This is a genomic window from Bradyrhizobium sp. FW305-F6 (assembly GCF_058782905.1).
In genome coordinates this window covers 27,143-52,979 of sequence record NZ_JBYSYD010000006.1, presented here as the reverse complement: position 1 = coordinate 52,979, position 25,837 = coordinate 27,143, and the positions used below count along the sequence as shown (strand labels likewise).

The 25,837-nt window shown below is 66.2% G+C and carries 21 protein-coding genes; 18 read left to right on the top strand and 3 right to left on the bottom strand.

Annotated features, from left to right (window positions below; genetic code table 11):
• Window positions 1–165 precede the first annotated feature (165 nt).
• The 5 genes from AC3WLX_RS30575 to AC3WLX_RS30555 all read left to right on the top strand — a co-directional run bounded on the left by AC3WLX_RS30575 (window position 166) and on the right by AC3WLX_RS30555 (window position 6,357).
• Window positions 166–2,214: an elongation factor G gene (locus tag AC3WLX_RS30575; RefSeq protein ID WP_492338729.1), complete on the top strand. Its 2,049-nt coding sequence runs from the start codon at window positions 166–168 to the stop codon at window positions 2,212–2,214.
• Window positions 2,215–2,647: 433 nt separating this feature from the next.
• On the top strand, window positions 2,648–2,920 hold the full coding sequence (locus AC3WLX_RS30570) for a helix-turn-helix domain-containing protein (RefSeq protein WP_492338728.1): 273 nt from the start codon (window positions 2,648–2,650) through the stop codon (window positions 2,918–2,920).
• A 98-nt stretch (window positions 2,921–3,018) separates the two neighbouring features.
• On the top strand, window positions 3,019–4,773 hold the full coding sequence (locus AC3WLX_RS30565; protein ID WP_492338727.1) for a SulP family inorganic anion transporter: 1,755 nt from the start codon (window positions 3,019–3,021) through the stop codon (window positions 4,771–4,773).
• Window positions 4,774–4,825: 52 nt separating this feature from the next.
• On the top strand, window positions 4,826–5,665 hold the full coding sequence (locus AC3WLX_RS30560; RefSeq protein ID WP_492338726.1) for a shikimate dehydrogenase: 840 nt from the start codon (window positions 4,826–4,828) through the stop codon (window positions 5,663–5,665).
• Window positions 5,666–5,730: 65 nt separating this feature from the next.
• Window positions 5,731–6,357, top strand: coding sequence for a hypothetical protein (locus AC3WLX_RS30555; protein WP_492338725.1), 627 nt, complete (start codon window positions 5,731–5,733; stop codon window positions 6,355–6,357).
• A 125-nt stretch (window positions 6,358–6,482) separates the two neighbouring features.
• Here the strand turns inward: AC3WLX_RS30555 and AC3WLX_RS30550 are convergent, their stop codons facing one another.
• Window positions 6,483–7,619, bottom strand: a complete 1,137-nt coding sequence (locus AC3WLX_RS30550) for an alpha-hydroxy acid oxidase (protein ID WP_492338724.1) — start codon at window positions 7,617–7,619, stop codon at window positions 6,483–6,485.
• 118 nt (window positions 7,620–7,737) lie between these two features.
• Between AC3WLX_RS30550 and AC3WLX_RS30545 the strand changes: the two genes are divergently transcribed.
• From AC3WLX_RS30545 to AC3WLX_RS30495, 11 genes are all read left to right on the top strand, one after another.
• On the top strand, window positions 7,738–7,905 hold the full coding sequence (locus tag AC3WLX_RS30545; RefSeq protein WP_492338723.1) for a hypothetical protein: 168 nt from the start codon (window positions 7,738–7,740) through the stop codon (window positions 7,903–7,905).
• Between the two features lie 221 nt (window positions 7,906–8,126).
• A complete protein-coding gene (glmM, locus tag AC3WLX_RS30540; protein ID WP_291626396.1) occupies window positions 8,127–9,470 on the top strand; it encodes a phosphoglucosamine mutase in 1,344 nt (447 codons plus the stop codon).
• A 449-nt stretch (window positions 9,471–9,919) separates the two neighbouring features.
• Window positions 9,920–11,170: an MFS transporter gene (locus AC3WLX_RS30535; protein ID WP_492338722.1), complete on the top strand. Its 1,251-nt coding sequence runs from the start codon at window positions 9,920–9,922 to the stop codon at window positions 11,168–11,170.
• A 236-nt stretch (window positions 11,171–11,406) separates the two neighbouring features.
• Window positions 11,407–12,243 (top strand): outer membrane protein, encoded by an 837-nt coding sequence (locus tag AC3WLX_RS30530; protein WP_291629308.1) that lies wholly within the window; start codon window positions 11,407–11,409, stop codon window positions 12,241–12,243.
• Window positions 12,244–12,410: 167 nt separating this feature from the next.
• Window positions 12,411–13,298, top strand: coding sequence for an outer membrane protein (locus AC3WLX_RS30525; protein ID WP_492338721.1), 888 nt, complete (start codon window positions 12,411–12,413; stop codon window positions 13,296–13,298).
• Between the two features lie 72 nt (window positions 13,299–13,370).
• On the top strand, window positions 13,371–13,961 hold the full coding sequence (locus AC3WLX_RS30520) for a glutathione S-transferase family protein (protein ID WP_492338720.1): 591 nt from the start codon (window positions 13,371–13,373) through the stop codon (window positions 13,959–13,961).
• Between the two features lie 18 nt (window positions 13,962–13,979).
• The gene (locus AC3WLX_RS30515) at window positions 13,980–14,444 is read left to right on the top strand and encodes a GNAT family N-acetyltransferase (protein WP_492338719.1); all 465 of its coding nucleotides are present in this window, start codon (window positions 13,980–13,982) and stop codon (window positions 14,442–14,444) included.
• A gap of 95 nt (window positions 14,445–14,539) precedes the next feature.
• Entirely contained in the window at window positions 14,540–14,809 is a 270-nt protein-coding gene (locus AC3WLX_RS30510) for a hypothetical protein (RefSeq protein WP_492338718.1), read from the top strand.
• A 79-nt stretch (window positions 14,810–14,888) separates the two neighbouring features.
• Window positions 14,889–16,061, top strand: coding sequence for a phosphoserine transaminase (locus AC3WLX_RS30505; RefSeq protein ID WP_492338717.1), 1,173 nt, complete (start codon window positions 14,889–14,891; stop codon window positions 16,059–16,061).
• Window positions 16,062–16,231: 170 nt separating this feature from the next.
• The gene (gene serA / locus AC3WLX_RS30500) at window positions 16,232–17,821 is read left to right on the top strand and encodes a phosphoglycerate dehydrogenase (protein WP_492338716.1); all 1,590 of its coding nucleotides are present in this window, start codon (window positions 16,232–16,234) and stop codon (window positions 17,819–17,821) included.
• 236 nt (window positions 17,822–18,057) lie between these two features.
• Window positions 18,058–19,230, top strand: a complete 1,173-nt coding sequence (locus tag AC3WLX_RS30495) for a thiolase family protein (RefSeq protein ID WP_492338715.1) — start codon at window positions 18,058–18,060, stop codon at window positions 19,228–19,230.
• A 76-nt stretch (window positions 19,231–19,306) separates the two neighbouring features.
• On the opposite strand, the gene AC3WLX_RS30490 is transcribed toward AC3WLX_RS30495, so the two are convergent.
• Complete coding sequence (locus AC3WLX_RS30490; protein WP_492338714.1) at window positions 19,307–20,287, bottom strand: LysR family transcriptional regulator; 981 nt, start codon at window positions 20,285–20,287, stop codon at window positions 19,307–19,309.
• 88 nt (window positions 20,288–20,375) lie between these two features.
• Here AC3WLX_RS30490 and AC3WLX_RS30485 point away from each other — a divergent pair, with 88 nt between their 5' ends.
• The gene (locus AC3WLX_RS30485) at window positions 20,376–20,936 is read left to right on the top strand and encodes a YybH family protein (protein ID WP_492338713.1); all 561 of its coding nucleotides are present in this window, start codon (window positions 20,376–20,378) and stop codon (window positions 20,934–20,936) included.
• Window positions 20,937–20,941: 5 nt separating this feature from the next.
• Here AC3WLX_RS30485 and AC3WLX_RS30480 read toward each other — a convergent pair whose 3' ends face one another.
• Entirely contained in the window at window positions 20,942–24,370 is a 3,429-nt protein-coding gene (locus AC3WLX_RS30480) for a PAS domain S-box protein (protein ID WP_492338712.1), read from the bottom strand.
• A gap of 634 nt (window positions 24,371–25,004) precedes the next feature.
• Between AC3WLX_RS30480 and AC3WLX_RS30475 the strand changes: the two genes are divergently transcribed.
• Window positions 25,005–25,439 carry a phasin gene (locus tag AC3WLX_RS30475; RefSeq protein ID WP_492338711.1) on the top strand — a complete coding sequence of 145 codons (435 nt, stop codon included), beginning with the start codon at window positions 25,005–25,007 and terminating at the stop codon, window positions 25,437–25,439.
• Window positions 25,440–25,837: the final 398 nt, after the last annotated feature.

The window sequence follows — 25,837 nt, the reverse complement described above, 5'->3', positions numbered from 1 at the left end:
GCGTACTGCGCGCCATAGCAATCCGACCTCTCCCCGTCGGGGAGAGGTGGAACAATGACGACGCACCGCAGCGACGTTTGATGCTTGCCAAATCGTCTGGACGGGCGGAGCATCCATAGTTGCCGACCCAATCACGGGCCGAGCTCCACACCAAGGAGGCGGCGAATGGGACAAGACGTCAGAAGTCCCCGAGGTCCACGGTGCATCGCGCTGGTGGGCCCTTTCCAAAGCGGTAAAACCACACTTCTCGAAGCAATATTGGCGCGAACGAACGCCATCCCGCGCGCCGGCAGCGTCGATGCCGGAACATCCGTCGGCGACGCCACGCCCGAGGCCCGACATCACAAGATGACCGTCGGCCTCACTGCCGCCACCACGAGTTTCATGGGCGACAGCTACACCTTCCTCGATTGTCCCGGTTCCGTCGAGTTTGCCCACGACATGCGCGCCGCGTTGCCTGCGGTCGACGCCGCAATCGTGGTCTGCGAAGCCGACGAGAAGAAGCTGCCGCAGCTTCAGATCATCCTGCGCGAGCTGGAGGAGCTGAAGATCCCGCGTTTCCTGTTCCTCAACAAGATCGACCGCGCCAGCCAGCGCATCCGCGAGACGCTGGCAATGCTGCAACCCGCCTCGCGCGTGCCGCTGGTACTGCGCCAGATCCCGATCTGGAAAGGCGAGCTGATCGAGGGCTTCGTCGATCTCGCGCTGGAGCGCGCCTTCATCTATCGCGAGCACAAGGCCTCGGAGGTGATCGCGCTCGAAGGCGGCGATCTCGATCGCGAGAAGGAAGCCCGCTTCTCGATGCTGGAGAAGCTCGCCGATCACGACGATGCGCTGATGGAGCAGCTGCTCGAGGACATCCAGCCGCCGCGCGACGCCGTGTTCGACGACCTCGCCCGCGAACTGCGCGAGGGCCTGATCTGCCCGGTGCTGCTTGGGTCTGCCTTGCGCGAAAACGGCGTGCTGCGCTTGATGAAGGCACTGCGTCACGAGGCGCCCGGTGTGGCGGAAACGGCGAAACGTCTCGGCGTTCCCGAGACCAGGGATGCGCTCGGCTACGTCTTCAAGACACTGCATTCGCAGCACGGCGGAAAACTGTCGCTGACGCGGCTACTCGCCGGCCATCTCGACGACGGCGCGACGCTGCAATCATCCTCGGGCGGCGCCGGGCGCATCTCGGGAATCCTCGCCGTCAATGGGGCCTACGACACCAAGCGTGCCGCGGCCGAGGCCGGGGAAACCGTGGCGCTCGCCAAGCTCGACCCGGTCAAGACCGGCGAGACCGTGTCGGCCGGCAAGACGCCGCCAGCGGCATTGATCACCATCGCGCCGACGCCGCCTGTGCTCGCGATCTCGGTCGCGGCCACCGACCGCAAGGACGACGTCAAGCTCGGCCAGGCGCTGACGCGTCTGCACGAGGAGGATCCCTCGCTCATGGTCGTGCAGAATGCCCAGACCCACGACACCGTGCTGTGGGGGCAGGGCGAGATGCATCTGCGTGTCGCCAGCGAACGGCTGCGCGACCGCTTCGGCGTCAAGGTCACCTCCCATCCGCCCGCCATCGGCTACCAGGAGACGATCCGCAAGCCGGTCATCCAGCGCGGCCGTCACAAGAAGCAGTCCGGCGGCCACGGCCAGTTCGGCGACGTCGTGCTCGACATCAAGCCGCTGCCGCGCGGCGACGGTTTCAAGTTCGCCGAGAAGGTGGTGGGCGGCGCGGTGCCGCGCAACTACATCCCGGCGGTCGAGGAAGGCGTCGTCGACGGATTGACGCGCGGCCCGCTCGGCTTTCCCGTCACCGACGTGCAGGTGACGCTGACCGACGGCTCCTATCACAGCGTCGACAGCTCCGATCTCGCCTTCCGCACCGCGGCGCGGATCGGGCTGAACGAAGGCCTGCCGCTATGCCAGCCGGTCTTGCTGGAGCCGATCCACGTGGTCGAGATCGTCTGCCCGACCGACGCCACGGCCAAGATCAACGCGATCCTGTCGGCGCGGCGTGGCCAGATCCTCGGCTTCGACACCCGCGAGGGCTGGAGCGGCTGGGATTGCGTCCGCGCCATGATGCCCGAAGCCGAGATCGGCGAGCTGATCGTGGAGCTGCGTTCAGCCACCGCCGGCGCCGGCAGCTTCACCCGCCAGTTCGATCACATGGCCGAAGTCACCGGCCGCGCCGCCGACCAGATCATCGCCGCGCATCAGCACGCGGCGTGAGTCGACTCGCGCGCAGTGAGTCGCACGCCATCTCGCTCCTCTCCTCGTTCTAAAGGGGAGAGGGTAGGGTTAGCCACCGCTTCCCAACGTGTCCCGGACGCGCTGCAATGCGTAGCATTGCAGCGCAGAGCCGGGACCCAGGAAGCCGCAGAGCTAGCTGCTGCATGGACCCCGGCTCTGCAGCGCATCACTTCGTGCTGAGCCGCGTCCGGGGCACGAGATTTTGGTGTTCGCGCACAACTGCATCGTTCCCTCATCGCCGCAAAGCAATCAGGCCTTTTCTGCGGAAACAGGCTGGATTGCTTATCGCAAGAGCTCCTAGCAGCGGCGGAGGAGAGAGAAGGCAGCCTCTTGCGTACGCCCTTATATGATGTATTATACATCATTGTATATGTTCTATGTATCACTTATAACACCTGGCAAGTGAGGCACGGTGATCACGTCGTTTCAGATGCGGGCGGCGCGCGCGCTGCTCGGCATCGACCAGAAAACCCTGGCCGAACTCGCCGGCGTTTCGCTGCCGACCATCCAGCGCATGGAGGCTTCGACCGGCAATGTTCGGGGCGTGGTCGAGACCCTGATGAAGGTGGTGGACGCATTCGAGCGGGCCGGCGTCGAGCTGATCGGCGAGCAGGCGCGCAGCGACAGCGGCGGGCGTGGCGTTCGCCTGAAGGAGCCGGGACCGCCGCGACGGATTGGAGCATGATCGCGCGTTGATCGTGCCGGGATAGGACGAACTGGCGCTTCGTCGCGCGCTGCACGATGCGCCGGAGCATTGTTGGGCCAGCGGAGCACGTTGCTGAGATGAGCATCACGACCGATCAGGCAAGCCGGCTGCACCAGCTGCGTCAGCCGACCTTTGCCGAACTGTATATGCCGAAGCTCGTCACCGTCTGGCGTGAAGGCTACGGCCTTTCGGATTTCCGCGCCGACGTCTTCGCCGGCCTGACCGTTGCGATCGTCGCGCTGCCGCTGTCGATGGCCATCGCGATTGCCTCGGGCGTGACGCCGGACCGCGGACTCTACACCGCTGTCGCAGGCGGCTTCATCGCCTCCATGCTCGGCGGCAGCCGGTTCCAGATCGGCGGGCCGGCCGGCGCGTTCATCGTGCTGGTCGCAGCCACCGCGGAGCGTCACGGCGTCGACGGCGTGATCCTCGCCACCCTGATGGCGGGCCTGTTCCTGATCGCCGCGGGGCTGCTCAGGGTCGGAACCTACATCAAGTTCATTCCCTATCCCGTCACGGTCGGCTTCACCGCCGGCATCGCCGTCATCATCTTTGCCAGCCAGCTCCGCGATCTCTCGGGCATCACGCTCGCGGGCAAGGAGCCCAGCGAGTTCGTGCCCAAGCTCGTCGCGCTCGCCGGCGGCCTCAACACCATCAATCCGTCGGCCGTCGCAGTCGCCGTCGTCAGCATCGTCATCATCGCCGCCTTGCGCCGCTGGCGGTCGTCCTGGCCCGGGATCCTGATCGCGGTCGTGTTTGCCGCCGTCGCCAGCGCAGTGCTGTCGCTGCCGGTGGAAACGATCGGCTCGCGCTTCGGCGGCATTCCGCGCGAGCTGCCCTCGCCGGCGCTGCCCGCGTTCTCGCTGGAGAAGGCAAAGGCCGTGCTTCCGGACGCGATCGCCTTCGCGCTGCTGGCCGCCATCGAATCGCTGCTGTCGGCGGTGGTCGCCGACGGCATGACCGGTCGCCGTCACCGCTCCAATTGCGAGCTGGTGGCGCAAGGCGCTGCCAATATCGGCTCGGCGCTGTTCGGCGGCATCTGCGTCACCGGGCTGATCGCGCGCACCGCGACCAACATCCGTGCCGGCGCGCGCGGGCCGCTCGCGGGCATGCTGCATTCGGTGTTCCTGCTGCTGTTCATGCTGATCGCAGCGCCGCTCGCAAGCTACATTCCGCTGGCCGCACTCGCCGCGGTGCTGGTCGTGGTGGCCTGGACCATGGCGGAGAAGCACGAATTCGCGACGCTCTTGCGCTCGTCATGGGGCGATGCCGTCGTGCTGCTCGCGACCTTCCTGCTCACGATCTTCCGCGATCTTACCGAAGGCATCCTGGTCGGCTTTGCGCTCGGCGCGGTGCTGTTCATCCATCGCATGGCGGAGATGACCGGCATCGAGGAGCGCACGCCGCTGGTCGCGGACGACCGGCCCGACGACGGCAACGGCGATCGCGTCCGCTACGATCCTGCGCTGGCGGTCGATCGGGACGTGCTGGTCTACCGCATCACCGGTGCGTTCTTCTTCGGCGCGGCCTCGGCGATCGGCAGCGTGCTCGACGGCATCGCCGACCGGCAAAAGGCCTTCGTGGTCGACTTCGCCGCGGTGCCGTTCCTGGATTCGACGGCGGCCAACGTGCTCGGCCGCGTCGCCGCCAAGGCGCACCGCCAGGGCATCCGCCTGTTCATCACAGGGGCCTCGCCGACGGTCCGGCGCGCGCTGCTCACCCATGGCGTGACGCCGCCGCGCGCGCGCTATCGCACGAGCCTCGAGCGCGCCATCGCCGACATCAAGGGCAAGGCCGCCGAAGAGGCTACCGCGGGCTCGCCGCGCGCTTGACAGGGCCTGCGGGACGCGAAATGGATCGCCTCGGAAACGACCCGAGGGAAAGATGACCGCGCCCAAAGCTCCCTTAGCCTGTCTGATCGGATGGCCGGCCGCGCATTCACGCTCGCCGCTGATCCATCATTACTGGCTGCGCACGCTCGGGATCGCGGGCGGCTACGTCATCGAGGCGGTGCCGCCCGAGGATCTCAGGGACTTCGTGCTGCGGCTGTCGCTGCGCGGCTTCGTCGGTGCCAACGTCACCATCCCGCACAAGGAGGCCGTGCTGGCGCTGTCGACGCCGGATGCGCGTGCAAGGGCGGTCGGCGCCGCCAACACGCTGTGGTTTGCCGACGGCGAGCTGCGCGCGACCAACACCGACGTCGAAGGCTTCATCAACAATCTCGACGCCAGCGCGCCGGGCTGGGATGCGGCCGAGGAAGCGCTGGTGCTAGGCGCCGGCGGCTCCTCGCGCGCGGTGGTGTTCGGCCTGCTCGAACGCGGCATCGGCCGCGTGCATGTTGCCAATCGCACCATCGCGCGGGCCGAGACGCTGGCGAGGCAGTTCGGGCCGAACGTGCATCCGCTGGCGTGGGATGCGATCGACGACGTGCTGCGTCGTGCAAGGCTTCTCGTCAACACGACCTCGCTCGGCATGCACGGCCAGCCTTCGCTCGATATCGATGTCGCGCGCCTGCCGCAAACGGCGGTCGTTGCCGACCTCGTCTATGTTCCCCTACTGACGCCGCTGCTCGCGGCAGCGACGGCGCGCGGCCTGAAGACCGCCGACGGGCTCGGCATGCTGCTGCACCAGGCGGTGCGCGGCTTCGAGCTGTGGTTCGGCCGGCGGCCCGAGGTCACGGCCGAGCTGCGCGCACTGGTCGAGGCCGATCTCACAAAATCTTGAGAGGGGCGCGGCGAATAGCACACTACTTCCGGAGTTCTACCGTCGTGGGACAATCGGAGACCGTCATGTCTTTTCAACGTGCAACTTTCACACGCCCCCTGATCGCCATCGCGATGGTGGCCGTCTCGACCTACTGCGCCTTCGCCCAGAGAGCGCCGGTGCCGACGCGCGTGCGCGGCACCATCGAAGCCGTTAACGGCGACACCATGCAGGTGAAGTCGCGCACTGGCGAGGACGTCAAGCTTCACATCGCGCCTGACGTCAACGTGTCGGGCATTACCAGGATTTCACTCGCCGACATCAAGCCGGGTTCGTTCATCGGCGCGACCACCGTGCCGGGACCGGATGGCAGCCAGAACGCGGTCGAGGTGCACGTGTTTCCGGAAAGCATGCGCGGCACCGGCGAGGGCTCGCGTCCCTGGGACCTCAAGCCCAACTCCAGCATGACCAATGCGACGGTTGCCGAGAGCGTTGTCGGCAATGACGGTCACACCTTGCTGGTCAAGTACAAGGACGGCGAGAAGAAGGTATTCGTTGCCGACAACACGCCCGTGGTGACCTTCGTGCCGAGCGACAAATCCGAGTTGAAGCCGGGTGCGAAGGTCATCGCCTTCATCAAGCAATTGCCCGACGGCTCGTTCGAGGCCAACCGCGTCAGCGTCGGCCGCGACGGCCTGGCGCCGCCGATGTGAATGATCGAGCGCTGAACTCGTAGGGTGGGCAAAGGCGCCCTTGCGCCGTGCCCACGTCTTTTCTCGCTCGCGAAAGGTGGTGGGCACGCTTCCGCTTTGCCCACCCTACCGCAGCGTCTCCGCGGCTAGACCGCAATGATGTGATCGTCGATCTCGTCCACCCGGTTGACGCCGCACAGGCCCATGGTGGTGAGCAGCTCCTTGTGGATGATGTCGATCGCCTTGGCGACGCCGGCCTGGCCGCCGGCACCTAAGCCGTAGGCATAGGCGCGGCCGATCATGCAGGATTTTGCGCCGAGCGCCAGCGCGCGCATCACGTCCTGGCCGGAGCGGATGCCGCCGTCGAACATGATCTCCATGCTGTCACCGACCGTGTCGACGATCTCCGGCAGCACCTCGATCGAGGACGGCGCGCCGTCGAGCTGGCGGCCGCCGTGGTTGGAGACCACGATCGCCTGCGCGCCGGTCTTTGCGGCGAGCTCGGCGTCCTCGACGTCGAGGATGCCCTTCAGGATCAGCTTGCCCGGCCAGATCGAGCGGATCCAGTCGATGTCGTTCCAGTTCAGCGAGGTGTCGAATTGCGAGCTGATCCAGGTCGACAGCGAGGTGATGTCGTCGCTGACCTTCAGGTGACCGGCGAGATTGCCGAAGGTGCGGCGCTTGCCCTGCAGCACGCCGGAGACCCAGGCCGGCTTGCTGGCGAAATCCAGCAGCTTCGACAGCGACCATTCCGGCGGCACCGTCATGCCGTTCTTGATGTCGGCATGGCGCTGGCCGATCACCTGCAGGTCGACGGTCAGCACCAATGCGCTGCACTTGGCCGCCATCGCGCGCTGGATCAATTCCTTGATGAAGCCGCGGTCCTTCATGACGTAGAGCTGGAACCAGAACGGCTTCTCGACGCTGGCGGCGATGTCCTCGATCGAGCAGATCGACATCGTCGACTGCGTGAACGGGATGCCGGCGGCCTGCGCGGCGCGGCAGGCATGGATCTCGCCGTCGCCATGCTGCATGCCGAGCAGGCCGACAGGTGCGAGCATCAGCGGCATCGTCGAGGGCTCGCTGAGGATCGTCGTAGAGGTATCGCGCGTGGAGACGTCGACCAGGATGCGCTGGCGGAACTTGATCGCCTGCATGTCCTCGCGGTTGGCGCGCAGCGTCTCCTCGGCATAGGAGCCGCGGTCGCAATAGTCGAAGAACGCCTTCGGCACGCGGCGCTTATGCAGCGCGCGAAGATCGTCGATACAGGTGATGTGTTTCATGCTCGTTCCCCGGCCCCGTCCTTGACCCAATAGTCTTACCCGACGCCTTGCATCGGAAGATTTCGGGGTCATCTAGCATGGTTGGATGCGCAGCCAAATCTTTTGCAGGAGGGCGCCAATGACCAAGCCGCACGCCGGACCGTCGCCGGAAGAGATCAAGGACAAGCGCGCTCTCGAGGACGCGCTGGAGGAGGGGCTGGAAGAGACTTTTCCGGGCTCCGATCCCGTCAGCGTCACCCAGCCGGCGCCGAGCCGCGCGGACGGGCACGTGAAGCGCAGCGGCTAGAGCCGGTTCCGCTTCGGTGCGCCGTTCCGGCAGGAACTATAACGTTAACAAGGCAATATCGGCCGGGCGCCCCCGGGGTTCCGTAATGATTCATCATATTTTTTGAAGCCAAGTTAGCCGCGCAGGGATTATAAGACGCCCAGCAAATCAGGGATGCGGGGCCCGTTCGGGCACTGCGTAGTTGTCGAGGGGATCCCCTGGTTGTTGCCTTGGGGGACGATATGAGCCGCAAATATTTCGGGACGGATGGGATCCGGGGCCGCGCCAACGGACTGATCACGCCGGAGCTCGCGCTCAAGGTCGGCCAGGCCGCCGGCCTTGCGTTTCAGCGCGGCGACCACCGGCACCGGGTCGTGATCGGCAAGGACACCCGCCTGTCCGGCTACATGATCGAATATGCGATGGTCGCGGGCTTCACCTCGGTCGGCATGGACGTGCTGCTGGTCGGCCCGATGCCGACGCCGGCGGTCGCGATGCTGACCAAGTCGATGCGCGCCGATCTCGGCGTGATGATCTCCGCTTCCCACAATCTGTTCGAGGACAACGGCATCAAGCTGTTCGGCCCGCAGGGCTTCAAGCTGTCCGACGACGTCGAGAAGCAGATCGAACAGCTGCTCGACGAGCCGATCGACAAGAGGCTCGCCCAAAGCGCGAGCCTCGGCCGCGCCCGCCGTATCGACGGCGTGCACGACCGCTACATCGAGTTCGCCAAGCGCACGCTGCCGCGCGACCTTTCGCTCGAGGGCCTGCGCGTCGTGATCGACTGCGCCAACGGCGCCGCCTACAAGGTCGTGCCCGAAGCGCTGTGGGAGCTCGGCGCCGACGTCGTGCCGATCGGCGTCGAGCCCGACGGATTCAACATCAACAAGGATTGCGGCTCGACCTCGCCCGAAGCGCTGTCGAAGAAGGTGCGGGAGATGCGCGCCGACATCGGCATTGCGCTGGACGGCGACGCCGACCGCGTCATCCTGGTCGACGAGCGCGGCCATGTCGTCGACGGCGACCAGCTGCTCGCGGTGATCGCGCAGAGCTGGAAGGAGGACGGACGCCTCTCGCGTCCCGGCATCGTCGCCACCGTGATGTCCAATCTCGGCCTCGAGCGCTTCCTGCAAGGGCAGGGGATCGACCTCGTCCGCACGCCGGTCGGCGACCGCTACGTGCTGGAGCAGATGCTGAGCGGCGGCTACAATCTCGGCGGCGAGCAGTCCGGCCACATCATCCTGTCCGATTACGCCACCACCGGCGACGGCTTCGTGGCCGCCTTGCAGGTGCTGGCGGTGGTGCAGAAGTTGCGCCGTCCGGTGTCCGAGGTCTGCCACCGCTTCGATCCGCTGCCGCAGATCCTCAAGAACGTCCGCCACAAGGGCGGCAAGCCGCTCGATGATTCCGACGTCAAATCGGCGATCTCCGACGGCGAGAAGCGTCTCAACGGCCACGGCCGTCTCCTGATCCGCTCCTCCGGCACCGAGCCGGTGATCCGCGTCATGGGCGAAGGCGAAGACCGTATCCTGGTCGAGGACGTCGTTGACACCATCGTCTCGGCACTGGGGCAGGCCGCGGCGTAGGGTCTCTTACCCTCCCCTGGAGGGCTATCGGATTCACACATCTCGAAAAGAGAATCTTCTTCAATGAGTTAGCTGAAGGCCAATATTGGGCACTCACATGCGACGGAATCGAAGCAAGTGACTCGAATGACTCGCATTTCCGGATTGGCGGGCAGAAGGCTCCGACAGAGATGTGTGAACATAGTAGCCCCTGGAGGGGGAGGGTCGATCGCGCGCAGCGCGAGCGGGGTGGGGTGATCGCTCCGCACGGGCAGTGTCGCGTGTGGAGAGATCACCCCACCCCGTCTCACATTTCGCTACGCTCAATGTGAGCCGACCCTCCCCCTCCAGGGGAGGGTAAGCGACGAGAGCGCCCCTGCATCCCAGCCATTTGCGATTGACGATGGTCCCGCTGCCGCTCGCATCGTAATCAGCACGTCGCGCCAATCTGCCGCGCCGGGATTGCTGCCTTGAACAAGCCTGTCCTCGTCTCCGAGGAAACGCTGACCGAGCCCGTCGTCCTCAGCGACGTGACGCCCGCCGCCGGCAAGGCCGCCGGGCCGGCTTACGTCGTGCTCACAGGCATCAGCGTCTCGCACTTTCTCAACGACACCATGCAGTCGCTGATCGCCTCGGTGTATCCGATCCTGAAGGACACCTACGCGCTCGACTTCGCGCAGATCGGCATGATCACGCTGGCGTTCCAGTTCACCGCTTCGCTGCTGCAGCCGGTGGTCGGGCACTACACCGACAAGAAGGCGCAACCTTATTCGCTGGCGATCGGCATGGCCTCGACCTTTTTCGGCCTGTTGCTGCTCAGCGCCGCGCATCAATATCTCGTCATCCTCGTCGCCGCCGCTCTGGTCGGCCTGGGCTCGGCGGTGTTTCACCCGGAGTCGGCGCGCATCGCGCGGCTCGCCTCCGGAGGTCGCTACGGCTTTGCGCAATCGGTGTTCCAGCTCGGCGGCAGTTTCGGCACCGCGATGGGGCCGGTGCTCGCCGCGCTCATCGTCGTGCCGTTCGGGCAGGGCAGCATCGCCTGGTTCTCCTCGATCGCCTTCCTCGCGATCCTCATCCTCTGGCGCATCGGGCGCTGGTACGCGCCGCAGATCGCGACGAAGCGGGCGGCGCCCATCCACACCCAGCCGGGAGGTCCGAGCTCGCGCCGTGTCGCGGTGGCGCTCGCCGTGCTGGTCGCGCTGTTGTTCTCCAAGCAGCTCTACGTCTCGAGCCTGTCGAGCTACTACATCTTCTACCTGATCGACCGTTTCGGCGTGTCGACGCAGGCGGCCCAGATCTATCTCTTCGTCTTTCTCGCGGCGAACGCCGTGGGTGCGTTTCTCGGCGGTCCCCTGGGGGACCGCTTCGGCCGCAAGATCGTGATCTGGATCTCGATCCTCGGCGCGCTGCCGTTCACGCTCGCCCTGCCTTATGCGGGCCTCTACGCCAGCGCGGTGCTGTCGGTGATCATCGGCCTGATCATCTCCTCCACGACGTCGTCGATCATCGTGTTCGCGCAGGAGCTGGTGCCGCACCGCTTCGGCATGATCTCCGGCGTGTTCTTCGGCGTCGCCTTCGGCATCGGCGGCCTCGGCGCGGCCGTGCTCGGCAAGCTCGCCGACCACACCTCGATCGAGTTCGTCTACCAGGTCTGCGCCTATCTGCCGGCGATCGGGCTGCTCGCGGTGTTCTTGCCCAAGCTGCCGCGGCACGTGCGTTAACGCATTCTCTCCTGCCGCCTTGCGGCTTCACACATCGTTAGGGAATGCGGCGGGCGTGCCTCATTTCGCGCGGCGTTTCTGCAACGCGCGCGTGGCGCTAGTGTGTGCGGTGAGAAAAAATCAACCTTAAAAATTAGGGTTAAGTGGCGCTTAAACATTTGCTGGCATCGTCCCCCCGTGAGTTTCCAGAACGTGGGGCATCTGCATTTGCCTCACCGGCCATAAGGACGAAGCCAATGCGTAGCGTTAAGTCTCTCCTTGCCGCGGGCGCGGCGACCCTGATCTCTTCGATGGCGTTCGCCGCCGATATGCCGATCGCGGCGCCCCCTCCCATGTACGCGCCGCCGGCGCCGCCCGCCGACTTCGGCGGCTGGTATCTGCGCGGCGACATCGGCATGACCAACCAGAGCGCCAAGCGCATCGACAGCGCGACCGCAGCCGCATTCCCGACCACGACGACCGGCCTCGGCTTCGACTCCTCGCCGCTGTTCGGCCTCGGCGTCGGCTATCGCTTCAACAACTGGTTCCGCGGCGACGTGACCGGCCAGTATCGCGGCAAGGCCACCTTGCACGGTTCGGACACCGTCCTGCTCGGACCCGGCGACATCAACGTCAACAACTACTCCGGCAGCAAGTCGGAGTGGGTCGTCATGGCCAACGCCTATGTCGATCTCGGCACCTGGTGGTGCATCACCCCGTTCATCGGCGCCGGCGTCGGCGGCTCCTACAACAAGCTCACTGGTTTCCGCGACGACGGCGTCCGCTACACCGGCGGCGTGCTGTCCAACAGCGTCACCTACTTCGACACCAACGGGAAGTGGAACTTCGCCTGGGCCGCTCACGCCGGTCTCGCCTACAAGGTCAATCCCGGCTTCACGGTCGAACTGGCCTACAGCTACATGGACCTCGGCGATGCCGCCCCCGGCAACTTCCGCGCGTTCGACGGCAGCATCTCGGGGACCTCGACGATCAAGGTCAAGGACATCACCTCGCACGACATCAAGCTCGGCGTACGCTGGGATCTCAACAGCCCGCCGGCCTACATGCCGCCGCCGCTGGTCACCAAGGGCTGATCGACACACCGATCGGTTAGGACTTCTTAACGGCGCGGGATCATCCCGCGCCGTTTTGCTTTGCGGATTTTTCATGGCGCGCAGCCACGAAAGTGCCTGGCGCAACCATTGGTTAAGGTTAACAGGCGATGATCATCGCAACAGTTCGGGTCCGATGGAGCGTGGTGATGCGTAGGCTGGTGTTGGCAGCGGCGATGTTGGGGACGGTGTCCGCCGCGAACGCGGCCGACATGCCGGATCTGCCGATCCTGCGTGGCAGCGTCTCCGAGGGGCTGTCGAGCACAAGGCACAATTGGGACGGCTTCTATGTCGGCGGCACCGCCGGCTACACGGCCGATTCCTCCGATTTCGGTCAGAGCGTGGTCGGCCTGACGAACTACATCTTCCGCGATAGCGTGCTCCAGGCGCCGACGTCGACGTGGTCGCTGCTGCAGAAGGCCAACACGCAAGGCGTCAACTTCGGGGGCTTCATCGGACGCAATTGGCAGTGGTACGATGCCATTCTCAGCCTCGAAGGCAGCTATACCTATTTCGACAACCTTTCTACGGGCTCGACGGGCTCCAACGCACTCGTGATCGTCAACCCGGCCGGTGAGGTACGGCCGGCCGGCATCACCACCAACTATGCGGTGTCGCTCACCGGTACGGCCACGGCCCGGGTCAAGGACATGATCACGCTTCGTGGCCGCGTCGGTTGGGACGGTGGCCCCTTCATGCCCTACGCATTCTTTGGCGCCGCCGTCGGGCGGATGGACGTCAACCGCACGGTGACGAGCGACGTGAGATTGCGCACGGATGTGACGACGACGGACGTCTTCGGCAACCAGAACACCACGCTCGGAGCGTGGCTACCCGTTCCGGCCCAGTCGGGGACACAGGGCCAGCACCGCACCAATACCTTCGCGGTGGGCTGGACCGCCGGCCTCGGTCTCGAATACTGCATTTGGGAAGGACTGTTCGCGCGCGTTGAATACGAGTACGTCAAGTTCTCGCCCGTCATGAACACGTCGGTGACGTTGAACAACGCGCGCCTCGGCGTCGGTTACAAGTTCTGACGCGGCGCTCACGCCGCCGTTGACAGCTTCGCTCCGTCCTGATGCTCTGTCGCTCCAAATGGGGCGGCAGCGATGAAGATCTACGGCGACGGCAATTCCGGAAACTGTCTGAAGGTCAAGTGGGTCTGCGACAAGCTCGCGGTGCCCTATCAATGGATCGAGATCGACACCCGCAAGGGCGAAACGCGCACGCCGCAATTTCTGAAGATGAACGGCGCCGGCCAGGTGCCGACCGTCGCATTCGACGACGGCCGCACGCTGGCACAGTCCAACGCCATCATCCGCTATCTCGCCCGCGGCAGCGAGCTCATCCCGCGCGACGCCTTCGCGGCAGCCAAGATGGACGAATGGCTGTTCTGGGAGCAGTACAGCCACGAGCCCTATGTCGCGGTGTGCCGCTTCCTCCTCGTCTATATCGGCAAGGACGCCTCCGAGCTCGATCCTGAAAAAGTGAAGCGCGGCTATGCGGCGCTCGACCGCATGGAGCAGCATCTCTCCGATAGCCGCTTCTTCGCCGGCGACGCGGTTTCGCTCGCCGACGTGTCGCTGCTCGCCTATACGCGTGTCGCCCATGAGGGTGGTTTTGATCTCGGCCGCCATGCCTCCGTCCGCCGCTGGATCGGCGAAGCGGAGGCGTTTCTCGGTCTTCCGCCGGCGCGCTGAGGTGCGGAGTTGTCCGACATGAACGCCCAAGCCGTCTCCATTCGTCCCGCGCGCCGCGAGGACGTCGCCGCGATCGTGGCGATGCTCGCCGACGACCATCTCGGCCGCGCGCGGGAGCGCGTGGAGGATCCGTTGCCGGCTTCCTATTACGAGGCATTCGCGCGGGTCGAGCGCGATACGAATCTCACGCTTGTGGTCGCCGAGAGCGCGGGCAGGGTGGTGGGCTGCCTGCAACTCGCGATCCTGCCGGGCCTGAGCTCGCAAGGCGGATCGCGCGGCCTGCTCGAGGACGTTCGCGTTGCCTCTGATTGCCGCAGCCGCGGCATCGGCGAGCAGCTGGTGCAGTGGGCGGTGACCGAAGCGAAGGCGCGCGGCTGCAATCTGGTCGAACTGCTCACGCATCAAACGCGCGTCGATGCGCAGCGCTTCTACAAGCGGCTCGGCTTCACGGCGAGTCACGTCGGCATGACTGTCCGCTTTTGAAGCAGCGCGGCCTGATTGCTGCGCTGTCAGCGAAATCGGGCTTCACATTCGTTCACGTTAAGAGCTGGTAAACTACCGCTGCGTCGTTCACCTTGATGAAGGAACGAACGGTGCTACGGGGGCATCTGACACCGGGCTCGGTTGGTTCGGGGATTTCGATGCCAAGCTATTCGATGATCAAGGTCGGCAACGGCTATGTCGTGCAGGCCAATGACAAATGCATTTTGAAGGTCGGCAGCCGTCGCAAGGCGGCACAATTGATCAGCGATGCCACGGACCTGCTGAATGCGCTCGCCGTCGTCGAAGCCCCTGAGACTGCGCCGGAATCCCCATCACTGGCCCGTGAGGCATCGGAACTTCCTTGACGGCCCTTTCCGATTCCCGTATCAGCCGCGGCGGGACACCTCCCCCCAACGGGAGGCTTACTATCTGGAAGGGTAGATCATGACTGTAGCGAAGCCCGCTTCGCGGCCGAACGTGCCGCATTTCTCTTCCGGCCCCTGCGCCAAGCGCCCCGGCTGGAACGCCCAAAATCTCAAGGACGCAGCTCTCGGCCGCTCGCATCGCGCGAAGATCGGCAAGACCAAGCTCAAGCTCGCGATCGATCTGACGCGCGAGGTGCTCGAGGTCCCCGCCGACTACCGCATCGGCATCGTGCCGGCCTCCGATACCGGCGCGGTCGAGATGGCGCTGTGGTCGCTGCTGGGTGCGCGTCCCGTCACCACGCTCGCCTGGGAATCCTTCGGCGAAGGCTGGGTCAGCGACATCGTCAAGGAGTTGAAGCTCAAGGACGTCACCAAGCTCAACGCGGCTTACGGCGAGATCCCCGATCTGTCGAAGGTCGATCCCAAGAGCGACGTCGTCTTCACCTGGAACGGCACCACCTCCGGCGTGCGCGTGCCTGATGCCAACTGGATCAGCGCCAGCCGCGAAGGCCTGACCATCTGCGACGCGACCTCGGCTGCGTTCGCGCAGGCGCTCGACTGGCCCAAGCTCGACGTCGTTACCTTCTCCTGGCAGAAGGCGCTCGGCGGCGAGGCCGCGCATGGCATGCTGATCCTGTCGCCGCGCGCGGTGGAGCGTCTCGAGACCTACAAGCCGGCCTGGCCGCTGCCGAAGATCTTCCGCATGACCAAGGGCGGCAAGCTCAACGAAGGCATCTTCGTCGGCGAGACCATCAACACGCCGTCGATGCTCTGCGTCGAGGATTACCTCGATGCGCTGAACTGGGCCAAGTCGATCGGCGGCCTCAAGGCGCTGATCGCGCGTGCGGACGCCAACACCAAGGTGCTCGCCGACTGGAAGGCGAAGACGCCCTGGATTGACTTCCTGGCCAAGGACGCTTCGATCCGCTCCAACACCTCGGTGTGCCTGAAGTTCACCGATCCCGCGATCACCTCGCTCTCCGAGGATGCGCAAGCCGAGTTCTCCAAGAAGCTGGTCGCCCTCGTCGAGAAGGAAGGCGCTGGCTACGACTTCGCCTATTACCGCGACGCGCCGGCTGGCCTCCGCATCTGGTGCGGCGCCACGGTGGAAGCAAAGGACGTCGAGCTGCTGACTCAGTGGATCGACTGGGCTTTTGCCGAGACCAAGGCCACGCTCGCGAAGGCGGCGTAAGCTCTTACCCTCCCCTGGAGGGGGGAGGGTCGACGCACCGCCAGGTGCGGCGGGGTGGGGTGATCTCTCCACACGGCACACCGGCGATTTTCTTCGTTGCGGCTTCACCCCACCCCGGCGCGGCGCGCCGACCCTCCCCCTCCAGGGGAGGGTGTGAAGGACACATCCCCATGACCAAACCCAAAGTTCTCATTTCCGACGCGCTCTCGCCCGCCGCCGTGCAGATCTTCAAGGACCGCGGCATCGAGGTCGACTTCCAGCCGAACCTCGGCAAGGACAAGGACAAGCTGGCCGAGATCATCGGCAATTACGATGGCCTCGCGATCCGTTCCGCGACCAAGGCGACCGCCAAGATCCTGGAGAAGGCGGCCAAGCTGAAGGTGATCGGCCGCGCCGGTATCGGCGTCGACAATGTCGAGATCCCGGCCGCGACGGCCAAGGGCATCATCGTGATGAACACGCCGTTCGGCAATTCGATCACGACGGCCGAGCACGCCATCACCCTGATGCTGGCGCTTGCCCGCGAGATCCCGCAGGCGGACGCCTCGACCCAGGCCGGCAAGTGGGAGAAGAACCGCTTCATGGGCGTCGAGATCACCGGCAAGGTGCTCGGCGTCGTCGGCTGCGGCAATATCGGCTCGATCGTCGCCGACCGTGCGCTCGGCCTGCGCATGAAGGTGATCGCGTTCGATCCGTTCCTGTCGCCGGAGCGCGCCAAGGACATCGGCGTCGAGAAGGTCGAGCTCGACGACCTGCTCAAGCGCGCCGATTTCATCACGCTGCACACCCCGCTCACCGAGAAGACCAAGAACATCATCGACGCAGCCGCGATCGCCAAGATGAAGAAGGGCGTGCGTTTGATCAACTGCGCCCGCGGCGGTCTCGTCGACGAGCAGGCGGTGGTCGATGCGCTCAACGCCAAGCACATCGCCGGCGCCGCCTTCGACGTCTTCGTCGAGGAGCCCGCCACCAAGAACGTGCTGTTCGGCCATCCCAACGTGATCTGCACGCCTCATCTCGGCGCTTCCACCACCGAAGCCCAGGAGAATGTCGCGCTCCAGGTTGCCGAGCAGATGTCGGACTATCTGCTCACCGGGGCGATCTCCAACGCCGTCAACTTCCCCTCGATCACGGCCGAAGAGGCGCCGAAGCTGAAGCCGTTCATCGCGCTCGCCGAGAAGCTCGGCTCGTTTGCCGGCCAGCTCACCGAGACCGGCATCCTCAAGGTGGAGATCACCTATGAGGGCCAGGTCGCCGAGATGAAGATCAAGGCGATCACTTCCGCCGTGCTGTCCGGTCTGCTGCGGCCGATGCTGGGCGAGATCAACGTGGTGTCCGCGCCCGTCGTCGCCAAGGAGCGCGGCATGGTGGTGGACGAGATCGTGCGCGCCGCCCAGAGCGACTATGAGAGCCTGATCACCGTCGCCGTCACCACCGAGCGGCAGGAGCGGTCGGTCTCGGGCACCGTCTATGCCGACGGCAAGCCGCGCCTCGTCGACATTAAGGGCATCCGTGTCGATGCCGAGTTCGGCAAGTCGATGATCTACGTCACCAACGAGGACAAGCCGGGCTTCATCGGCAAGTTCGCCAGCCTGCTCGGCGATGCCAAGATCAACATCGCCACGTTCCACCTCGGTCGCGTCGCGCCCGGCAGCGATGCCATTGCGCTGGTCGAGGTCGACGGCGCGGTACCGGCCGACCTGCTCGCCAAGGTTCAGTCCCTGCCGCAGGTCAAGCAGGCCAAGGCGCTGACGTTCTGAGAGGCCGTCATTCCGGGGCTCGCGAAGCGAGAACCCGGAATCTCGAGCTTCCGGGTTCGATGCTGGCGCATCGCCCCGGAATGACGAGCACCAAATTCCGACCCGCGGAACAACGCCGCCTCCGTCAATGGAGGCGGCGTTTTATTTTCCCGCGACCTCCTGACTTTGTGTACCAATGGCGCCCAGAACGCCTCGTATCTACGCTCCGTTCAAATCGTTCGATAAGGGAGAAACACATGCGTGAAGCCGTCATCGTTTCCTATGCGCGCACGGGCCTGGCAAAATCCGGCCGCGGCGGGTTCAACATCACGCCGCCGATGTCGCTCGCGGCCCACGCCATCCAGCACGCGGTCGATCGCGCCGGCGTCGAGAAGGACTATGTCGAGGACTGCTATCTCGGCAATTGCGCCCACGGCGCGCCGAACATCGGCCGCCAGGCCGCGCTGCTCGCCGGCCTGCCGAAGACCACCGCCGGCGTCTCGGTGAACCGCTTCTGCTCCTCGGGACTGCAGACCATCGCGATGGCCGCCAACTCGATCCGCTCTGACGGCGCGGACTGCATCGTCGCCGGCGGCGTCGAGAGCATCTCGATCCCCGGCGGTGCCACGCCGAAGGAATCGGTCGATCCGGAGCTGCTCAAGGTCGCGCCCGACATCTTCATGGCGATGATCGACACCGCCGACATCGTCGCCGAGCGCTACAAGCTCAGCCGCGAATACCAGGACGAGTTCTCGCTGGAATCGCAGCGCCGCATGGCCTCGGCGCAGCAGGCCGGCAAGTTCAAGGACGAGATCGTCCCGATGAAGACGAAGATGAAGGTCGTCGACAAGCAGACCAAGGCCGAGAGCATCGTCGACTACGTCGTCGACCGCGACGAGTGCAACCGGCCCGAGACCACGCTGGAAGGTCTCGCCAAGCTCGAGCCGGTGAAGGGCCCCGGCAAGTTCGTCACCGCCGGCAATGCCAGCCAGCTCTCGGACGGCGCCGCCGCGGTGGTGCTGATGGAAGCCAAGGACGCCGAGAAGCGCGGGCTGAAGCCGCTCGGCCGCTTCGTCGCCTGGGCCACCGCCGGCTGCGAGCCCGACGAGATGGGCATCGGCCCGGTGTTCGCGATTCCGAAGCTGCTCAAGCGCACCGGCCTCAAGGTCGACGACATCGACCTGTGGGAGCTCAACGAAGCCTTCGCCAGCCAGTGCCTCTACTGCCGCGACCAGCTCGGCATCGATCCCGCCAAGTACAACGTCAACGGCGGCTCGATCGCGATCGGCCATCCCTTCGGCATGACCGGCGCGCGTCTCACCGGCCACCTCCTGCAGGAAGGCGCCCGCCGCAAGGCCAAGTGGGGCGTCGTCACGATGTGCATCGGCGGCGGCCAGGGCGGCGCCGGCCTGTTCGAGATCTACAGCTGAGACCAGGCAAGCGGTCTGAAGCAAAGGGGCACGGCGCAGGCCGTGCCCCTTTTTTGCTTCCGCTCGCTTTTCAGCTTCAGGCGGGCGCGCGGCGCTTGGACGCTATAGGCCTCGTCGGACCCATGCAGCGCGCCACCGTCTCGAACAGCCAGGCGACCCCGGCGTCCGCCATCGCAGCTCGTGAGGCGACGACACGCACCGGGTCCGGTGTCCACGGAAACGGCACAGGGCGCATCACGAGGTCGAAGCGCGCGGCATGGCGCTCGACGAGGTGACGCGGCAACGTCCCGATGAAATCGCTCTCGGCGAGCTGCGCCAGCGCCATCATGAAACTGGGCACGGTCAGCGCCACGCGGCGCGAATGGCCGCGTTCGGCCAGCTTGATGTCGACGATGCCGAGCGCATCGCCGATGGCGGAAACCAGCAGATGCGGTGCCGCAAGATAGGCTGAGAGCGTGACCTTGCGGGCCATGCGGTGGCCCTTGCGCATGGCGACGACGAAGTCTTCCTCGAACAGCAACCGTTCGGCGTAACGTGACGGCAGCGGACCGACCGGCAGCACGGCAAGATCGAGCCGGTGCGAATCGAGCTCGGAGAGCGTGTCCTGCCAGACCTGGCTCGACGACTTGCTGTGCCGTTGCGGCATCAACTGCAGCAGCCGGATGTCGATCCCCGGTCCTTCCCGGGCGATGATCTTGAGGAGAGCATCGAGAAAGACCGCGGCCAGTGCATCCGGTGCGCCGATCGTGAACGAGCGTCTCGCAGTTCTCGGGTCAAAGGGCGCGGCGGCCGACACGATCGCGTCGAGGCGGGACAGCAGCTCGGCGACGGGGCCGACGAGCGCAAGCGCGCGCTCCGTCGGCTTCACGCCGGTCGGCGTCTTCAGGAACAAGGGATCGTGGAAAATGCGCCGCAGCCGCCGCAGCTGGTGGCTCACCGCGGACGGCGTGAGATTGAGCTTGTCTGCCGCACGCAACACCTGACCCTCCTCCAGCACGGTGTTGAACACCACGAGGAGCGTGACGTCGACGCGAGCAAGCTGAGCAGGATTCAGCATGATGCTGCGATCTTATCAGTAGCTTCACGACGGTCAAAGCGGCATCCAGCGCTAGCGAAACCGCATGAACCATCATGGAGCTCTTCTCATGAAGAACGATCGCGATCCGCATTCTCCGGCAGCACCCGCGCCGATGTCCAGGCGCAACACGCTCGCAGGCATGGCGTGCATGCCGCTCGTCGTCGCCGAGGCGGCACGGGCCGATGACGTCATCGCAAAGCTGCTGGCCCAGACCCAGCAGTCGAACGCGGCACTGATGCGCGGTGACGTCGGGGCCTATCGGCAGATGATCTCCATCACCGACGATTTCGTGCTGATGTCGCCGTTCGGCGGGGTCCCGTCAAAGGCCGCGGAGTACACGCCCGAAAGGTGGGAGCGGATGGGCCGGTTCTTCAGGAACGGAACGCACAGGCAGGAGGTCGTCCAGACCTTTGGCTCGCAGGACATGGTCGTCCTGGCGCTGATCGAGCGGGACAGCGTCGAGGTCGGAGGGCTGCCCGCGCAGGAATGGGCTCTGCGCGTGACGCTCGTCTACCGGCGCGTGGGCACCGAGTGGCACCTGGCGCATCGCCACGCCGACCCGCTGGCCAACGGCATCAGCCTGCAGCAGGCGGCGGCGCTTGGGCGCGGCCTTCCCGCAAGCCAGTGAGCGCCTCAGGCCTTCGCCAGCGCCGGCGCGAACACCACCTCGATGAGCGTGCCGTGGCCTGCGTTCTTGATGTTGAACCGCGCGCGGTTGGCTTCGACCAGTGCCTTGGTCAGCGACAGGCTCAGCGCCGAGCTGTCGGCGGCATCGCCCGGCGGCGGAGTGCGGAACGGCTCCATCGCGGCGGCGACTTCGCGCTCGGACAGGCCATGACCGGTGTCGCGGATGCGCAATGCGATCTCGCCGCGGTCGCTCAGCGCGGTCGAGACGATGACCTGGCCGCCGGCGCTGGCGAGCCGGATCGAGTTCGAGATCAGGTTCATGGTGATCTGCCGCATCGCGCGCGCGTCGACGTTCACCTGCGGCAGCGCATGGGCGAGCGAGGTGCGGATGATGATGCGCTCGCGGTTGGCCTGCGGCTGCATCACCGTGACACACGCCTCGACGAGGTCGTTGAGATTGAGGTTGGCGAAATCCAGGTCGAGCTTGCCGGTCTCGATCCGCGACAGCTCCAGCAGGTCGTCGATTATGGCGATGACACGCTCGCCGGAGGCGCGGATGTCCTTCATGTACTCGCCGTAGCGCTCGTTGCCGAGCGTGCCGAAGCGTTCCGAGATCATCACCTCGGCGAAGCCGATGATGGCGTTGAGCGGCGTGCGGATCTCGTGGCTGATCCGCGCCAGCATGTCGGCTTTTGCGTTTGCGGCGCCGTCGACCAGGCGGCGCGCCTGGGTCAATTCGCTCTCGCCCTTTTTCGCCTGCGAGAGGTCGCGGAACACGGCGAAGAAGTTCGGCCCGTCGGGGCGGGTGCGGCCCATGATCATCGCCAGCGGGATCACGCCGCCCTTCTTCTCGCGCCCCAGCACCTCGCGGCCGTGGTCGAGCAGGCTCGCGATGTCCTGGCTCTTCAGGCTTTGCAGATAGTCGGCGACGATCTGCTGGCTCTCGGGCGCGAACAGCGTCAGCAGGTTCTGCTCGAGCAGCGCCGCGCCGTCATAGCCGAACAGCGCCTCCGCGCTGCGGTTGCAGGCGTGGATGTTGCCCTCGGCATCGAACATCACGATGCCTTCGGCGGTGGTGTCGAGGATCGCGGCGAGATCTTCCGCCTCGGCATCGCCGGCCATGGGCTCGGGATCGGGATCCGGGAAGGGCTCTGCGAAAACAGGCGCCGCTGCGACGGGCGGTGCGGCGACGGCCTGCGGCAGCGCGCAGATCAGCGCATGCGCGCTCTCGCCGTCCCAGTCGATCGTGTGCAGATGCGCATCCGTCGTCGCCGGCGGCGCTTCGCCGTCCGCGACCGCCGCGCTGATCGTGACCGGCGTGCCCGCTTGCGAGGTGCTGCTCGCGGGCGACACGCCCGGCTCGACATAGAGCGCGTCGAGGCCGCCGGCCTGCTCCAGCGCGCTCACGCTGGCATGGCCCATGCGCGCGAGGAACGCGGGGTTGGCATAGAGCAGGCGGTCGAGCCTGTAGATCAGGATGCCGGTCGGCAGCAGGTCGAGCAGCGTGCGGTCGCGCGTGCTCATACCGCGGGCCGGCGGTGCGGGCTCGGTCAGCCATTCGGCGGCGGCTTGCGGCGCCTCCACCTCCGGCGCCGCCGGCTCGGCTGCGATCTCCGCTGGCGGCTCGGATGATGCGTCGGCCGCGATGGTCTCGCGCTCGCGTTCGAGCCGCTCGGACAATTGCCGCGCGAGCTCGTTGAACGCGCTGTTCTCGACCGGCGTCAGCGTCGGCGCGCGCGTGTCGCCGTGCGGACGGAACGGCACGACATTGGGAGGCGTTTCCACGGGCGTGTCCAGCTCGGTTGGGTGTGAAGTCGCGTCGGTTGTGGGCTCTGGCAAGTCGGGCTCGGCGATCGGCTCGGGTATGGGCGGCTCGATCGGCGCCGCCGCCGCTGCTTCGGGCTCCGGCTCTGATTGCGGCTCTTGCTCGGGCTCTGACTCTAATTCCGAGTCTCTCTTGGGCTCGACCGCGTCGGCCGAAAGTCCCTGCGGCGCCGGCGGCTCGGTGAGCTGCGCAAAGCGGCGGAGCGCTTCCAGCCGGTTGAGCGCATCGAGATCGCGGCAGACGCCAAAGCCCTTGAAGCCGGCGAAGTTGCGCGCGTTGTCGTAGACCGGCAGACCGGCGAGCTCGACCGGAAGGTGCTCGCCGCCGTCGGCCGGCCAGTTCACGGTGATGCCGGCCCAGGTGTCCTGGCTGTCCAGCGCCTTGGCCACGCGGCCATCGGGATCGAGCGAGAAGTCCGCGGCGATCTCGCGCCAGGGACGGCCGAAGCCGCTCGCGGTGCGCGCGCCGATCAGGCCGATGAAATCGTCGGAGAGCAGCACGAAGCGGCCATCTGCATCCATCTGCCAGAGAAAGCGCAGCGGATGCTGACGCGGTGCGGGCGGCGGTTGCCGGCCCGCGGGCTCCTTGCCCGAGGACGCCTGATCCAAGGACGGCTGATCCAGGGACTCTTGATCCATGGACTCCTGTCCCAAGGACTGCTGGCCCGATGGCGGCTCGACCATGCCCGCATTGATCGCCTCGGCCTGTGGCGATGCAATGGCTTGCGGCTGGTTTTCAACCGGAGTCTTGCCCGCAGCGTCCGCCGCCGCCGCGCAGGCCGGCAGCGTGGGCGCGGCCGTCTCGGTCGGCGTCTCGGGCGGATCGCTGAAGGCGTCGAACAGCGCGACCCCGGACGGAGCCTCCTCCGGTGGCGCAGGCTGTGCGTCCTCCGGCGTTGCGGGCGGAGCCGCGATGTCTGGCGTGGCCTCGGGCGCGGGATCGCGCGGCGCCGCTGTCGTGGCGGCCGGCTCGATCAGCGCGACCAGGCCGACATCGGCGCCCGTGCCGACCCGTTGCAGCACCATCTGGCCGATCCCGATCGGCGTCGCGGCGCGCCCCTCGCGCAGCGCATCGCCGCGGGCCCGTTCGAGTCCGGCTTCGAACAGATCGCGGAAGCCGAGCAGGGCGCGGGCGGCCTCGCTCGCGCCGGCGAACAAGCCATCGGGAGCGAACGCGGCCATCGGCACCTCGGCGCCGGCCACGAGCCGATGCAGCCGCTCGACCAGCGGCATCGGGCGCAGCGTCGGGTCCATCGCGATCACGAGCAGCGCGTGGCTGCCATCGGCAAAGTCGAGCCGGCTGCAGGCACAGGTCATCAGCGTGCCGAGCCGGGCGCCGAAGCCGCGCAGCCGTTGCAGCCGCACGCTGCCGCCTGCCGGCAGCTGACGCGCGAGCCTGACGATCTGGCGGCGATGGCTATCGGCGGGTCCGAACACCTTGTCGGCAAGGCCGGCGCTGTTGGCGGCCCCGAACAGTTTTGCCCCGACCGGATTGGCCCACAGCACGCGCGCGCCGTCGGCCGACCACAGCCAGGCGGGCATGGGGGAGGTCGCATGCACGGCCAGCCGCGGATCGCCCACCCCTCGCAACTGGAAATCCGAACGCGTCATCGGGCCGGCTTGTCACTCGCGCATGCTGCGCTGCCGGGAATGGCAGCCTTAAGAAAGAGTTAGTATCGCCCGCGGGGACGGGCAGGTCCACGGCCCAAAGCCTCCAAGCGGCGATAACCTTAATCCCGGCAACCCTGCAAGCCGCCGCCGGGTTCATCCAAGGGATTCGCTTTCCGCACGGGCGGTGCCCATCCTCCCCTGGAGGGGGAGGATCGGTTCGCGCGCAGCGCGAACCGAGGTGGGGTGACAGTCTCTCCCCACAGGCGCTGCCCGTGTGGAGAGATCACCCAACCCCGCTCGCGCTGCGCGATCGACCCTCCCCCTCCAGGGGGCCCTCCAGGGGAGGGTAAAAAAGCCGCTCGACAGCGTGCCGCGCATCACCCCGCCTCAACCCCCGGTTCCCCCGTATCGGAACCTCATCCTGACCTAGATTAAATTTTGCAATGCACCCGTCTGCCGCGTTGCGATGCACAATGTTGACATGATAGGCAGCCATAGTCTGGGCGCTGGGCGAGCCATCTCATCGTTTTGCGTTTCCAGTCTTCGTACCCGCTGAAGGCAAGGGCCCATCTTGGGGGCCGGCGGGCGCGCCAGAAGGCTCACTCCATTTTTTCAATTAGCGTGAGGGACAACCATGACAGGTGCGACTGATCCGTTTTCTGCCTCGATCATCCCGTTCGAGGTTCCCGAGCAGATGCGTGCGTTCGCCGAGAAGGGCGCGGCGCAGGCTCGCGAGAACTACGCCAAGTTCAAGGACGCCGCCGAGACCCATAACGGCACCGTCGAAGCCGTGTTCACCTCGGCCTCCAAGGGCGCCAGCGAATACACCGCCAAGCTGGTCGAGTTCATGAAGGCCAACACCTCGGCCCAGCTCGACTTCGCCCAGCAGCTGTTCGGCGCCAAGTCGCCGACCGAAGCGCTGGAGCTTTGGACCGGGCACGCCCGCAAGCAGGTCGAGACCTTCCAGTCCCAGGCCAAGGAGCTGGTCGAGCTCACCCAGCGCGTCGCCACCGCGACCGCCGAGCCGATCAAGGCCACCGCCTCGAAGTACATGCCGCCGGCCGCCTGAGCGGTGAGGCAGGATTGAACTGGAGAAGCCCGGGCCAAGCGCCCGGGTTTTTTCTTTGCCGCTCTGGCTCCACGCGCGGAATCCAGGAAGGTCGTCATGCCCGGGCTTGTCCCGCTTGCGCGGCCGAAGCCGCTTCGGCGAGGCGAAGGCCCGGGCATCCACGTTCTTGGTGCCTCGGGAGCGAAGACGTGGATGGCCGGGACAAGCCCGGCCATGACGATGTGGAGGCGAAGCGCCATAACGTCGAGCGCGTCATATGCGGCCGGCGCAAGCGGCACGGGGATCCCGCCCGATTTCATCGCACGTCCGGTGATTTCACCCGGTTTTCCACCCCATTGCGGCCTTGCCAAACCGGGCCGTTGCACCTAGTTTCCGCCCCGTCCAGCTCCCCTCGGCAC

What these genes read in the sequence shown, in the direction of transcription:
- AC3WLX_RS30505 (WP_492338717.1), top strand. Translation starts at nt 14,889, where the DNA reads ATGACTGTAGCGAAGCCCGCTTCGCGGCCGAACGTGCCGCATTTCTCT.
- glmM (WP_291626396.1), top strand. Translation starts at nt 8,127, where the DNA reads ATGAGCCGCAAATATTTCGGGACGGATGGGATCCGGGGCCGCGCCAAC.
- AC3WLX_RS30490 (WP_492338714.1), bottom strand. Translation starts at nt 20,287, where the DNA reads ATGCTGAATCCTGCTCAGCTTGCTCGCGTCGACGTCACGCTCCTCGTG.
- AC3WLX_RS30565 (WP_492338727.1), top strand. Translation starts at nt 3,019, where the DNA reads ATGAGCATCACGACCGATCAGGCAAGCCGGCTGCACCAGCTGCGTCAG.
- AC3WLX_RS30525 (WP_492338721.1), top strand. Translation starts at nt 12,411, where the DNA reads ATGCGTAGGCTGGTGTTGGCAGCGGCGATGTTGGGGACGGTGTCCGCC.
- AC3WLX_RS30510 (WP_492338718.1), top strand. Translation starts at nt 14,540, where the DNA reads ATGAAGGAACGAACGGTGCTACGGGGGCATCTGACACCGGGCTCGGTT.
- AC3WLX_RS30560 (WP_492338726.1), top strand. Translation starts at nt 4,826, where the DNA reads ATGACCGCGCCCAAAGCTCCCTTAGCCTGTCTGATCGGATGGCCGGCC.
- AC3WLX_RS30485 (WP_492338713.1), top strand. Translation starts at nt 20,376, where the DNA reads ATGAAGAACGATCGCGATCCGCATTCTCCGGCAGCACCCGCGCCGATG.
- AC3WLX_RS30495 (WP_492338715.1), top strand. Translation starts at nt 18,058, where the DNA reads ATGCGTGAAGCCGTCATCGTTTCCTATGCGCGCACGGGCCTGGCAAAA.
- AC3WLX_RS30575 (WP_492338729.1), top strand. Translation starts at nt 166, where the DNA reads ATGGGACAAGACGTCAGAAGTCCCCGAGGTCCACGGTGCATCGCGCTG.
- AC3WLX_RS30550 (WP_492338724.1), bottom strand. Translation starts at nt 7,619, where the DNA reads ATGAAACACATCACCTGTATCGACGATCTTCGCGCGCTGCATAAGCGC.
- AC3WLX_RS30555 (WP_492338725.1), top strand. Translation starts at nt 5,731, where the DNA reads ATGTCTTTTCAACGTGCAACTTTCACACGCCCCCTGATCGCCATCGCG.
- AC3WLX_RS30545 (WP_492338723.1), top strand. Translation starts at nt 7,738, where the DNA reads ATGACCAAGCCGCACGCCGGACCGTCGCCGGAAGAGATCAAGGACAAG.
- AC3WLX_RS30475 (WP_492338711.1), top strand. Translation starts at nt 25,005, where the DNA reads ATGACAGGTGCGACTGATCCGTTTTCTGCCTCGATCATCCCGTTCGAG.
- AC3WLX_RS30520 (WP_492338720.1), top strand. Translation starts at nt 13,371, where the DNA reads ATGAAGATCTACGGCGACGGCAATTCCGGAAACTGTCTGAAGGTCAAG.
- AC3WLX_RS30480 (WP_492338712.1), bottom strand. Translation starts at nt 24,370, where the DNA reads ATGACGCGTTCGGATTTCCAGTTGCGAGGGGTGGGCGATCCGCGGCTG.
- serA (WP_492338716.1), top strand. Translation starts at nt 16,232, where the DNA reads ATGACCAAACCCAAAGTTCTCATTTCCGACGCGCTCTCGCCCGCCGCC.
- AC3WLX_RS30515 (WP_492338719.1), top strand. Translation starts at nt 13,980, where the DNA reads ATGAACGCCCAAGCCGTCTCCATTCGTCCCGCGCGCCGCGAGGACGTC.
- AC3WLX_RS30530 (WP_291629308.1), top strand. Translation starts at nt 11,407, where the DNA reads ATGCGTAGCGTTAAGTCTCTCCTTGCCGCGGGCGCGGCGACCCTGATC.